The 12200-nt window shown below is 61.7% G+C and carries 8 protein-coding genes and 1 pseudogene; 7 read left to right on the forward strand and 2 right to left on the reverse strand.

All coding sequences use genetic code 11. The annotated features are described in order from the left end of the window. Positions 1-8 precede the first annotated feature (8 nt). Positions 9-899 carry an SDR family NAD(P)-dependent oxidoreductase gene (locus tag F0169_RS05610; RefSeq protein WP_122249478.1) on the reverse strand — a complete coding sequence of 297 codons (891 nt, stop codon included), beginning with the start codon at positions 897-899 and terminating at the stop codon, positions 9-11. Further along, positions 896-2434: a flavin-containing monooxygenase gene (locus F0169_RS05615; RefSeq protein ID WP_152745960.1), complete on the reverse strand. Its 1539-nt coding sequence runs from the start codon at positions 2432-2434 to the stop codon at positions 896-898. The genes F0169_RS05610 and F0169_RS05615 overlap by 4 nt, the downstream gene beginning before the upstream one ends. A 194-nt stretch (positions 2435-2628) precedes the next feature. Between F0169_RS05615 and F0169_RS05620 the strand changes: the two genes are divergently transcribed. From F0169_RS05620 to F0169_RS05650, 7 genes and pseudogenes are all read left to right on the forward strand, one after another. Next, entirely contained in the window at positions 2629-3660 is a 1032-nt protein-coding gene (locus tag F0169_RS05620; RefSeq protein ID WP_152745961.1) for an alpha/beta fold hydrolase, read from the forward strand. A 175-nt stretch (positions 3661-3835) separates the two neighbouring features. Then, the gene (locus F0169_RS05625; protein WP_152745962.1) at positions 3836-5116 is read left to right on the forward strand and encodes an alkane 1-monooxygenase; all 1281 of its coding nucleotides are present in this window, start codon (positions 3836-3838) and stop codon (positions 5114-5116) included. Positions 5117-5161: 45 nt separating this feature from the next. Beyond that, on the forward strand, positions 5162-5656 hold the full coding sequence (gene praA / locus F0169_RS05630) for an alkane oxidation protein activator PraA (protein ID WP_058414032.1): 495 nt from the start codon (positions 5162-5164) through the stop codon (positions 5654-5656). A 138-nt stretch (positions 5657-5794) separates the two neighbouring features. After that, positions 5795-6280 (forward strand): alkane oxidation protein activator PraB, encoded by a 486-nt coding sequence (gene praB, locus F0169_RS05635; RefSeq protein WP_152745963.1) that lies wholly within the window; start codon positions 5795-5797, stop codon positions 6278-6280. A 99-nt stretch (positions 6281-6379) separates the two neighbouring features. Then, the gene (locus tag F0169_RS05640) at positions 6380-7825 is read left to right on the forward strand and encodes an outer membrane protein transport protein (RefSeq protein ID WP_152745964.1); all 1446 of its coding nucleotides are present in this window, start codon (positions 6380-6382) and stop codon (positions 7823-7825) included. A 58-nt stretch (positions 7826-7883) separates the two neighbouring features. Next, positions 7884-10414: pseudogene (locus F0169_RS05645) on the forward strand (acyl-CoA dehydrogenase). Between the two features lie 43 nt (positions 10415-10457). Continuing rightward, positions 10458-12164 (forward strand): AMP-binding protein, encoded by a 1707-nt coding sequence (locus tag F0169_RS05650; protein WP_152745965.1) that lies wholly within the window; start codon positions 10458-10460, stop codon positions 12162-12164. Positions 12165-12200: the final 36 nt, after the last annotated feature.

Here is a 12200-nt window from a genome sequence, read left to right on the forward strand (position 1 = left end):
GCTCCTGTTCAGTGATGAGGTTCGTCATGGGTTTCAAACGCAGGCTTGGGCGGTTTGGCGGCCATGCGTTTGCTGGTGAACACCACCAGTGCCTGGTAGGCGGCGGGTAAACAGCGCGCGAGCAAGTCAAGGCAATACGCGTCGCGGCCAATCAGCACGCGGCGTTTGTTGTTGCGCACACCTTGCAGAATCACCTTGGCGGCGTGGTCGGCGTCGGTAATAAACAGCTTTTCAAAGTCGGCGCGGGCCTGTTGCTCGTTGTGGATCAAAAAGCCGGTCATGTTCGCGTCGATACGGCTGCTGCGGCAGATGTCGGTACGGATGCCGCCGGGGTGCACGCAGGTGGCGGAGACGCCGCAGCGTTGCAGGTCGAGTTCCTGGCGCAGCGACTCGGTGAACCCGCGCACGGCGAATTTGCTGGCGTTGTAGCCACTCATGCCGGGCTGGGCAAACAGCCCGAACACGCTGGACGTATTGACCACATGCCCGTCGCCGCTGGCTTTCAAGTGCGGCAGGAACGCCTTGGTGCCATGCACCACGCCCCAGAAATTGATACCGATTATCCATTCCAGGTCGGCGTAGTCCACGCCTTCGACGGTGCTCGACAGCGCCACCCCGGCATTGTTGAAAATCAGGTTGACCTGGCCGTGTTCGGCCACGCAGCGTGCGGCCCACTCCTGCATGGCCTGGCGCTCGGAGACATCCAGCACCTGCGTGGTGATGGTCACCGGCGACAGCGTAGCGGTCTTGATCAGCGCCACGGTCTGTTCGAGCCCCTGGCTGTTCTTGTCCGCCAGGGCCAGGTGGCAACCCTCGCGCGCCAGCGCCAGGGCCAGCGCGCGGCCCATGCCGGACGCCGCACCGGTAATGGCCGCCACGCGGCCGTTAAATGACTTCATGACAGGCTCCCCTCTGTGCTGGCCTGCGGCCTCGCGGCTGGGCGCGGCGGCGCGGTGGCGGGCAGCGGGTGGGCGACATAGTCTTTGAGTGCGCAGTGCCGGGTGAGCTGTTTGAAGCGCCAGGTCGAGCCGGGCCACAGCGTGGTGTTTTTGCCGGTGCGCGGGTCGAGGTACCAGCTCTGGCAGCCGCCGGTGTTCCAGATGCTGCGCTTGAGTTTGCTTTGCAAGTGCTGGTTGTAGGCCTGCGTCACTGCCGGTTTAACCTCCAGCGTGGCGATGCGCTGCTGCTGCATGCGCCGCAGCGCATCAAGAATGTAGCTGACTTGCGCCTCGATCATCAGCACCATCGAGTTGTGCCCCAGGCCGGTGTTCGGCCCGATAATCAGGAACAGGTTGGGGTAGCCCGGCACCGTGGTGCCCTTGTAGGCGTAGGCGCCGTGTTGCCAGGTGTGCATCAGGTCGATACCGTCGCGGCCGATGATGCAACCGCGCGGCAACGGGTCAGAAGCTTGAAAGCCGGTGCCGAAGATCAGGCAGTCGGCCGGGTGCTTGATACCGTCGGCGGTGATCACCGCGTCGGCTTCGATGCGCAGCACGCTGTTGGTCACCACCTCGACGTTGCTGCGCGAGAGTGCCGGGTAGTAATCATTGGAGATCAGCACGCGCTTGCAGCCGAGGGTGTAGTCCGGCGTCAGGGTTTTGCGCAGGGAAGGGCGCACGACTTGCTTGTGCAGGTGGCGCAGGGCGATTTTCTGCGCCATTTTCATCAGGTGCGGGTGCAGCGAAAAGCCGACCACGCGGCCTTCCAGCGCCCAATAAAAAGCCCCGCGTACCAGGCGTTGCGTGAAGGGCAAGTGCTTGAAGGCCCAGCGCTCAACGCGCGAAATCGGCCGGTCCGGCTTGGGCATGATCCACGGCGGTGTGCGCTGGAACACGTCCAGATGCGCGACCTGCGCGGCGATTTGCGGCACGAACTGAATCGCACTGGCGCCGGTGCCGATCACCGCCACGCGTTTGCCCTTCAATGAATAGGCGTGGTCCCACTGCTGGGAGTGGAAGCGCTTGCCCTTGAAACTCGCAAGCCCCGGAATATCCGGCAGCGCCGGGCGCGACAAGCCGCCCATGCCCGACACCAGCACCCGCGCGCTGACCTGGCGGCCATCGCTGAAGCTCAGGTGCCAGCGTTGCTCGCGCTCATCAAACACCGCCCGTTGCAGGGCCATGCCGAAACGCAAGTAGGGCGCCAGCGCAAAACGCTGCGCGCATTGCTCAAGGTAGGCGCGGATCTCTGCTTGCGGCGCGAACTGCCGTGTCCAGTCGGGGTTCGGCGCAAACGAAAACGAATACACGTGCGACTGCACATCGCAGGCGCAACCGGGGTAATGGTTGTCGCGCCACGTGCCGCCGAGGCTGTCGGCCTGCTCGGCGACAAAGAAGTCGGTGAAGCCGGCCTCTTTGAGTTTGATCGCCATGCACAGGCCGGCAAAACCGGACCCGATGATGGCGATGTCGATTGCAGCGCGGTGGGCATTCATCGGCAGAGCCTCGTGAGTAAGCGCCTCGTGGACATCGCATGTGCTCGCTGTTTATCAGGTGCCTTTAGATAAAACACCATTGCCAGGGAAAAATGAAATAATTATTTGAAAAAATATTTTAAATGTAAAAATTTCACCTACGCTATGAGCCTGTCCGGCCAGTGCAACGGCGCCGGGAAACAGAGGGCCAAGCGATGGCTGTCGAATGGGTAAGTGCTGCGGGAGCCGCAGTGGCCGGGCTGGCCGCCGCAAGTGCGGTGTTATGGGCCTTCAGCGCCCGAATGACACGGCGTATTGAAGCGGCGGTGCCGATCAACGGGCGCTTCGTGGCGGTGGGCGGCGAGCGCTTTCTTTACTGCGAGGAGGGCAGTGGGCCGCCACTGGTGATGATTCACGGGTTGATGGGCAACAGTCGCAACCTGACCTATGCCTTGTCCGGCCAGTTGCGTGAGCGTTTTCGGGTGATCACGCTCGACCGTCCGGGTTCGGGCTATTCCACTCGGCATGCGGGCACGGCCGCCGACCTGCCGGCTCAGGCACGGCAAATTGCCGCGTTTATCAACGCGCTGGGCCTGGATAAACCGCTGGTGCTGGGCCATTCCCTCGGCGGCGCGCTGGCCTTGGCGCTGGCGCTTGACCATCCGCATGCCGTGGGTGGGTTGGTCCTGGTGGCGCCGCTGACCCACCCTCAACGCCGGTTGCCGCTGGTGTTTCTGGGCTTGGCGGTGCGCCCGGCGTGGTTGCGGCGCTGGCTGGCACACACGCTGGCGCTGCCCATTGGCCTGCTCACCCAAGCGTCGGTGGTCAAGGGTGTGTTCGCGCCCGATGCCGCGCCGGCAGACTTCGCCACACGCGGCGGCGGCTTGCTCGGCATGCGCCCCAACAACTTCTATGCAGCCTCAACCGAGATCAACCAGGTCAACGCTCACCTGCCGCAGATGGTCGAGCGCTACCCGCAACTGACCCTGCCGATTGGTTTGATCTACGGAGCGCGCGACAAGGTGCTCGACTTCCAAAAGCACGGCCAGGCGCTGGCGAGCAAGGTGCCGGGCGTGAAGCTGCAGGTGGTTGAAGGGCGTGGCCATATGCTGCCGATCACTGCCACAGAACGCGTGGCGGCACTTGTGGATCAGGTTGCCAGGCGAGTGCGGCCGGTGCTTCAGGCTCCTGATCAAACGGTCGAAAAAAAGACTGCCGAGTCACGTTTACACGCCGCAGAAAAATAGTTGACGACCTAACGATTCCGCGCTATTTATTTAAAAAAAATATTTCAATGTAAAATTTGAAACAGTTTTTGAAATGCCGAAGAGCGAATAAAATAATGAAAAAAACGCCTTTTATCGCCTGCTCAACTGCAAGCTACCGTCTTGTCCTGCCGACCCGCTGCGTACGGAGGCTGGCATGAATCAGACGCTGGCGACTGCGCACCGCTGGGCCGACGGCAAGCGCCATCTGTGGTGGCTGGGTATCCTGCCGCTGGCGACGCCCTTGTTGTCTGGCGCGCTGGCTATCAGCACCGGCATCCAGCCATTGTGGTGGGTCGGCGTGCTGGTGATCTTCGGTTTGATCCCGCTGATCGACGGCTTGCTCGGTGAAGACCGCAGCAACCCGCCCGAGTCCGCCGTCAGCCAGCTCGAATCACAACGCTACTACCGCTGGATCGTCTACACCGGCGTGCTGTTCGTGATCCTGTCAGTGGTGGTGACTGGCTGGCTGGCCGCTGGCGGTATCGACTGGATCATCAACGGCGGCCTGCTGCGCGCCAGCGCAACGCTTGAACCGTCGAATTGGCTGGCGCAAATTGCTGCGGCTATTACCGCACGCACACAGGTGCACGGCGCAATCAGCGGCTTCACTTACCTCGGCATGGCGATGTCCACCGGGGCCGCCACGGGCATTGCCATCAACACCGCGCACGAGCTGGGGCACAAGCCCAAACCGCTGGAGGTATTCCTGGCCAAGGTCACTCTGGCGCCGACGTTTTACGGGCACTTCTACACCGAACACAACCGTGGCCACCACGTGCGCGTCGCCACCCCGGAAGACCCGGCCAGCTCGCGTTTGGGCGAAAGTTTTTGGGCGTTCCTGCCGCGCTCGGTGTGGTTCAGTGCGGTGTCGGCGTGCAACCTTGAGCGCGAACGCCTGCGCAAACTCGGCCTGCCGGCATTGCATTGGAAAAACGCGGTGCTCAGCGCGTGGCTGTACAGCGTGGTGTTGTGGGGCGCGATGATTGCCTGGCTGGGCACCGCGGTGATTCCGTTCTTGATTATCCAGGCGCTTTACGGTGTGTCACTGCTGGAAGTGGTGAATTACGTCGAACACTACGGCCTTAAACGGCAGAAGTTGCCCAACGGTCGTTATGAACGTTGCTCGCCTCTGCACTCGTGGAACAGCAACCGCATTGTCACCAATATCTTTCTGTTCCAATTGCAGCGGCATTCCGACCACCACGCGAACCCCACCCGCAGTTATCAGTCGTTACGCCACTTTGATGAGTCGCCGCAACTTCCGTTTGGTTACGCCAGCATGATTGTGTGGGCCTATGTGCCTTACTTGTGGCGCCGGCGCATGGACCACCGCGTGGTTAATCATTACGGCGGCGATATAACGTTGGCGCATATCCAGCCGTCACAACGTTTGAAGTACCTGGAGAAGTACAGCAACCGTGCCCAGCCGTTTTAAGCGTTGCCCCTATAAAAACAAGTTCCAGGGAAGGACGTCACTATTATGCAAAGCCCTGCCATGTTCACCGCGCACATCGTGTTGGCCGCCTTCGGCCTGATGGTTTACCACTCGGCCCACGCTGCGCGTATCGAGCCCGCCGGCAGCGCCTTTACGGCGCAAGGGCCGATCAGCTTTTCCAAGGGCGCGCTGATCAGCGCCGACTGCACCCTCAAGCTGGCCGGCAAGGTGGCGGCCGACGGCGCATCGGTAAATGTCGAGCATGTTGAGTTCGACGGCGGCCTCAAGTGCAGCCGTGTCGAAGCGATTAACTTGCCGTGGGTGTTAGTCGCCAAGGATAAGCACAGCGGTGCCATGTCGAATATCAGCGTGGAGGTTCATGCGTTTGGTTTGGGCGGCCAGTGCGGCCCGTCGACGGCCGAGGGTACGTGGGATAACACCCGCGCAACGTTGCAGGCAACGAATGTACCGATTGGCAAAGACTGCATGATCAAGTCCGTCTCGATCAAGATGCCGGCGAACTTTAAAGTCCTCGATTAAACGCATCCGAATAGTGTTGTAGCGGTAATTGAATTGAAATTTGGCTGGAAAGGGATGTTCTGCAGATTCACCGTGACCTCTCGTTCATGGCCATTACCCCTGGCGAAATGACTCGCCATAACCTGTGAGGAAAAAACAATGAAAAGCTTGAAAACCCTCGTTTGTGCCACCTCCTTTGCGCTGTGCGCTGGCGCGGCTTCCATTGCCAGTGCGGCGTCGGTGGCTCCGGAAGGGCCGTTCTCGACCAGCCCGGGCACCCTCGTGGTCAAGTCGCCTTCATCGTTCGGCGCAGCCGTGACCTGCGGCATCACGTTTACCGGCACCGTCAGCGGTGGTGTGGCGTCCATCAGCGGCGCTGCGCTGACCGGCGGCGGGCTGTGCGCCTTGCCGACGCTGACCAACCTGCCTTGGGTGTTGACGGCGGCCACCGGCACCACCGGCACCGTGACCAACGTCGGCTACAAAATCACCTCGGTTCCCGCCACCAACTGCGGCCCTACCACCATTGCCGTGGCGTGGGCGCCAGGCACCAAAACCCTGTCGGCAGCCAATCAGTCGTTGAGCGGCAACTGCAGCGTGGTGTCGCTGAGTGTGGTGGCCCCAACGCTGACGGTTAACCCGTAAGCGCGTAACGCCGTGAAGGGCTGATCACCCGTTGAAAGTCCGGTGCCTCACGTGGGGCATCGGCAGGGGTCGCAGGCGAATAATAATAAGGAGTACCGCATGAATAACAACAAACAACACGCGCACACGTTACTCGCACTGGCCCTGTTGGGCGGCTTGATCACCAGCGTGCCCGTGCAGGCGGGCGGGTTCTCCACGCCCACCTACGGCGCGCCGGGCTGGGGCCGTGCGTTTGGCGGCGGCTCGCTGTTCAAGAACGATCCGAGTGCCGCGTACAACAACCCGGCGGCGATGGCGTTTATCGATTCCAGCATCGCGCAGCAAACGGTCGACTATGCGCGCGTCAAGATCAAATACAGCGGCCAGGCGTATGACTATGCCGGCAACCCGGTGACCCATACGCCGGTGCTGGATGAGCTTGGCAATACCGGCGAGCCGGTGTTGAACAACAACAATGGCGGGCAAGGCGGCTTTACTGCGTGGCTGCCGACCGGTTTTCTGGTCATCCCCATGGGTGACCGTTTTGCCTTCGGCCTCAGCCAAGTGGTGCCGCAAGGCATGCGCACAACCTGGAATGAAAACTCGAAATTTCGTGACTTTGCCGTCGATACCAAAATCGAAACGGTCGGCCTCACCGGCTCGCTGTCGTTCAAGGTCAATGACCAGTTTTCTATCGGTGGTGGTGCCATTGTTCAGCGTAGCCAGGGCTTCGTCAGCCAGAACGTTGACCTGTTAGCCGCCGCTGCGGTGTCCCCGGGCTTGGGCGGTTCGGCGTTTCCTTCCGGCGTGGGCGAGTCGTTGATCCGCGTGAAAGTCGATAATATTTCGGTGGGCTGGTTCGGCGGGGTGGTCTGGAAACCCACCGAAAAGGACACGTTGGGCGTGAACTATCACGCCAAAATCAAAAACAAGCTGACTGGCAAATACAACATCAGAACCGACGCGATCGGCAGGAATGCCACCACCGCGCCCATCGGGCCGAATGGCGAAACCCTGGTGGAGTTGGCGTACCCCGGCCTGAAGTTGTTCCCGGACGGCGCGCACGCGAGTACCCAACTGGATATTCCGGCCACCGCGTCGCTGGATTGGGTCCACCAGTTCAACGACCGTTGGACGCTGGGTGTGAGCGCCACCTGGACCGAATGGTCGTCGTTCCAGGACCTGACGCTGAAGTCGCAAGGCGAGACCATTGTGGCGATCCCCTACCACTACAAGAACGCGTGGATGACCTCCATCGGCGGCGACTACAAAGCCACCGACGCGCTGACATTGCGCGCCGGTGTTGCGCACGATCAAACGCCCACACGCAACTCGACGCGTGACCCACGAATCCCCGATGGCGACCGCTACTTCCTCGCCTTCGGTGCCGGTTACGCCATCAAGGCAGTGCCTGGGCTGTCGGTGGATGCGGCGTATTCGCACCAATTTGTCGAGAAGGTCAACCTCAAGACCCAGAACGTCGACCGCCTCGGCGCCGGCCAACTGGACGGCAAAGCGGAGTCGTCCGGCGACGTGGTCAGCGTGTCGGCCACCTACGCGTTCTGAGGCGGTTGCCGCGCCGCGCAGGGTTTGATCCATCGTTGGGCTAACGTTGAGGTGTGCCATGGTTATTTGGTTATTGGCGGGTAGCGCAGCCGCGATTGCGCTGGCGTATCGGCAAGCCACTGCAGGCCTTTGGTTGTGCGCCGGGCTGATTTGGCTGGCGGCAGGCTACGCCTTCAACGTGGTTGCTGCGCCGGGTATGGGCGTCGCGGCGCTTGTGGTGCTGCTGCCTGCGTTGCTGTTGGCGATCAAGCCGCTGCGCCGCGTGCTGTTGAGCCGCAAGGCGTTGGGGCTGTTTCGCGCGGTTATGCCGACCATGTCCGACACCGAGCGCGCCGCCATCGAGTCCGGCACCGTGTGGTGGGACGCCGAGTTGTTCAGCGGCACACCGAACTGGCAGCGCCTGCTGCACGCCGCGCCCGCCAGCCTCAGCGCCGAAGAGCAAGGCTTTCTCGACAATGAGGTCGAAACCCTCTGCGACCTTTCCAATGATTGGGAAACCACCCAAGTCTGGCAAGACATGTCCCCGCAAGCCTGGCAGTACACCAAGGACGCAGGCTTTCTCGGCATGATTATTCCCAAGCAATACGGCGGCAAGGGTTTCTCTCACTACGCGCATTCGCAAGTGGTGATGAAGCTGTCGACACGCTGCTCGGCGGCGGCGATTTCGGTGATGGTGCCCAACTCTTTAGGCCCGGCCGAACTGCTGCTGCATTACGGCACCGATGCCCAGCGCAACTACTACCTGCCGCGATTGGCGCGCGGTGAAGACCTCCCGTGCTTTGCGCTGACCAGCCCGTATGCCGGCTCCGATGCCGGTGCGATTCCAGACGTGGGCATTATTTGCCAAGGCGTGCATGAGGGCGAGTCGGTACTGGGTTTCAAGCTGACGTGGGACAAGCGCTACATCACCCTTGGCCCGATTGCCACGGTGCTCGGCCTGGCGTTTCGCGCCGAAGACCCGCACGGTTTGCTCGGCCAGCCCGGATCGCTGGGCATCACCTGCGCGTTGATCCCGACGGCGCATCCCGGTGTCAACACGGGCCGTCGCCACTGGCCGCTGAACGCGGTGTTCCAGAACGGCCCGACCACCGGCAAAGACGTATTCATTCCGTTGGAATGGGTGATCGGCGGCCGCGAGCAAATTGGCAATGGCTGGCGCATGTTGATGGAATGCCTGGCGGCCGGGCGCGCGATTTCGTTGCCATCGGCCAACGTCGGCCTGGCTAAAATCGCCGTGCGCGGCACCACCGCCTATGCGGCGATGCGTAAACAGTTCGGCCTGCCCATCGGCAAATTTGAAGGCGTGCAGGCGCCGTTGGCGCGCATGGCCGGGCATTTGTATGCGTGCGATGCGGTGCGCAAAGTCTCGGTGGCGTGTTTGGATGCCGGTGAAAAACCTTCGGTGATCTCGGCCATCGCCAAGTACCACGTCACCGAGCGCGCGCGGATGATCGTCAACGACGGCATGGACATCGTTGCGGGCAAAGGCATCTGTATGGGCCCGAATAACTTCCTCGCCCGCGCCTACCAGCAAAGCCCGATTGCGATCACGGTGGAGGGCGCGAACATCATGACCCGCTGCCTGATCATCTTTGGCCAAGGGCTGATTCGCTGCCATCCCTACGTGTTCCGCGAGCTGGAAGCCGCCCGCGACCCGGATCGGCGCAAGGCCCTGCAAGCCTTCGACAGCGCGCTGTTCGGCCACATCAGTTTTGTCATCGCCAACAGCGTGCGCGCAGCGGTGCATGCGCTGACCGGCGGGCGCCTGCTGCGTGCACCGGCCAACACCGACCCGGCGCTGGCGGCCTACTATCGCCAGGCCAATCGGCTGTCGGTGGTGCTGGCGTTGCTCTCGGATGTGTCCATGGGTGTGCTGGGCGGGGCGCTCAAGCGCAAGGAAAGCATCACCGGGCGCCTGGGCGATGTGCTGTCGCAGTTGTACATCGTGTCCTGCGTGCTTAAACGCTTTGAGGACGACGCCGACCGCAGGCAGACCTGCCGTTGGTGCACTGGTCGGCCCAGGACGCGTTGTTGCGTGCCCACGAGGCCTTGGCCGAAGTGCTCGACAATTACCCTTCAAAGGCCGCAGCGGTGGTGGTGCGCGGCTTGAGTTTTCCGTTCGGTATTGCCCTGCGCAAACCTTCGGACCGCTTGTTGGCTGAAGTGGCCGAAGGGGTGCAAACCCCGGGCGAAACCCGCGACCGCTTGCTGGCTGATTCCTACCTGCCACGCGCAGAAATCGACAAGCTGGCTTACGGCGAATTGGGCTTTTGCCTGTTGCCGTACGTCGAACGAATTGAGTTGCGGCTCAAGCCCGCGGTCAAGCAAGGCGTGATCGAACCGATGCCGATTTCCGCCACGGCCTTTGCTGGCTGGCGCACCAAGGCGCGGGCGCTGGCGCTGATCAGCGACGACGAAGACAGCGTGTTAAGCCGCTACGTGGAATACGCCGATTACGCCATACAGGTTGACGACTTCGCGCAGGACTTCGGCTTGCTTGAGGCCTTGCAACAGCGCCAGCAGGCGCTGGCCAAACCTGCCGCCAGGCACCGGGCCAGCGCAAGCGCAACTGCCTCCGTCAACCCATGATGGTTGCCACGCTCGGCGCCCGGCTGACACCAAGGAGACTGTGATGAACACGATCAGCCTGGAACGCAGCGAACGCATCTGGTTGAGCGCTTACCTGCCAGGCGTGCCGGCAGATATTGAGGCTGACATCGAGGCCTACGCCTCGCTGCGCGAGGTGTTCCTGGAACACCTGGATAAATTTCACGCGCGCGTGGCGTATGTCAGCATCGGCACCGAAATGAGCTACGCCGAGTGGAAGCTGCAAGGCATCGCCTTCGCTGCGTGGCTACAAAGCCAGGGCGTGAACAAGGGCGACCGCGTGGCACTGATGATGCCCAACTGCTTGCAATACCCGATCTGCCTGTTGGGCAGCATTTTGGCGGGTGCGGTGGTGGTCAATATCAACCCGCTGTACACCGCGCATGAACTCAAACACGTGCTCAAGGACAGCGGCGCCTGCACCTTGGTGATCTTCGAGAACTTCGCCCACACCCTCGAAAAAGTCATCGCCGGCAGCAGCGTCAAGCGTGTGGTGGTGGCGGCTATCGGTGATTTGCTTGGCACATTCAAGGGGCCGGCGCTGAATTTTGTGCTGCGCCGTGTGCAAAAGCAGGTGCCCGCTTTCAACCTGCCAGGCGCGCTGCGCTTCAACCACGTGCTGAAACACGGGCGGGCGCTCAACCTGCGCGCGGTAGCCCTGCACCGTGACGACCTGGCCTTTGTGCAATACACCGGCGGCACCACCGGCGATGCCAAGGGCGTGATGCTCAGCCACCGCAATATCATCGCCAACCTGTTGCAAGCCAAGGCGTGGGTGGGTGATCAGTTGGACCAGGAGCAGCAGCAAACCAACGTCACCTTGCTGCCGCTGTACCACATCTTTTCGCTGACGGTGAACTGCTTGATGTTCATGTGCCTAGGCGGGCGCAACATTCTGATCGCCAACCCGCGCGATGTAAAACGCGTGCAGATGATCCTGCGCAAAGAGCGCTTTAACGGGATTGCCGGGGTTAATACGCTGTTTAACGGTTTGCTCGAAAACCAGCAGTTTTGCGCGCGGGACTTCTCTGACCTGCGCATGGTCATCGCCGGCGGCATGGCCACGCACACCGCAGTGGCCAAGCGTTGGAAGCAGGTCACCGGGCTGCCGATCATTGAAGGTTACGGGCTGACCGAGTGCTCGCCGGTGGTGAGTATCAGCCCCATCGACATCGCCCGTATGCGTGAGATGGAATTTACCGGCAGCATCGGTGTGCCCTTGCCGTCGACGTGGGTGCGCTTTGTGCGCGAGGACGGCGAACTGGCCGAGCTCGGGGAGCCGGGTGAACTGCAGGTGCGTGGGCCGCAGGTGATGCAGGGTTATTGGAACCGCCCGCAGGAAACCGCCGAAGTGTTGGACGATGAGGGTTGGTTGGCGACCGGCGATATTGGGGTGATGGACGCGCGCGGGTATATCCGTTTGGTCGACCGTAAAAAGGACCTGATTCTGGTCTCGGGTTTTAATGTGTACCCCAATGAAATCGAAGACGTGGTGGCGCTGCACCCCGGCGTGGGCGAGGTGGCGGCCATTGGGGTGGACGACGGGGTGGCGGGGCAGCGGGTGAAAATTATTGTGGTGCTTAAGGATTTGACGCTGACTGAGGAGCAGATTCTTGCGCACTGCCGGGAGTATTTGACCGGGTATAAAGTGCCCAGGTATGTAGAGTTTCGCGATACCGAGTTGCCCAAGACGACCGTGGGCAAGGTGTTGCGGCGGGTGTTGCATACATAGCAGATCTGCTTTTTTTGCTTGTTGTGGGAGGGGGCT

Origin of the sequence: Pseudomonas kitaguniensis (genome assembly GCF_009296165.1) — a bacterium.
Lineage (GTDB): Bacteria > Pseudomonadota > Gammaproteobacteria > Pseudomonadales > Pseudomonadaceae > Aquipseudomonas > Aquipseudomonas kitaguniensis.

What these genes read in the sequence shown, in the direction of transcription:
- F0169_RS05610 (WP_122249478.1), bottom strand. Translation starts at nt 899, where the DNA reads ATGAAGTCATTTAACGGCCGCGTGGCGGCCATTACCGGTGCGGCGTCC.
- F0169_RS05615 (WP_152745960.1), bottom strand. Translation starts at nt 2,434, where the DNA reads ATGAATGCCCACCGCGCTGCAATCGACATCGCCATCATCGGGTCCGGT.
- F0169_RS05620 (WP_152745961.1), top strand. Translation starts at nt 2,629, where the DNA reads ATGGCTGTCGAATGGGTAAGTGCTGCGGGAGCCGCAGTGGCCGGGCTG.
- F0169_RS05625 (WP_152745962.1), top strand. Translation starts at nt 3,836, where the DNA reads ATGAATCAGACGCTGGCGACTGCGCACCGCTGGGCCGACGGCAAGCGC.
- praA (WP_058414032.1), top strand. Translation starts at nt 5,162, where the DNA reads ATGCAAAGCCCTGCCATGTTCACCGCGCACATCGTGTTGGCCGCCTTC.
- praB (WP_152745963.1), top strand. Translation starts at nt 5,795, where the DNA reads ATGAAAAGCTTGAAAACCCTCGTTTGTGCCACCTCCTTTGCGCTGTGC.
- F0169_RS05640 (WP_152745964.1), top strand. Translation starts at nt 6,380, where the DNA reads ATGAATAACAACAAACAACACGCGCACACGTTACTCGCACTGGCCCTG.
- F0169_RS05650 (WP_152745965.1), top strand. Translation starts at nt 10,458, where the DNA reads ATGAACACGATCAGCCTGGAACGCAGCGAACGCATCTGGTTGAGCGCT.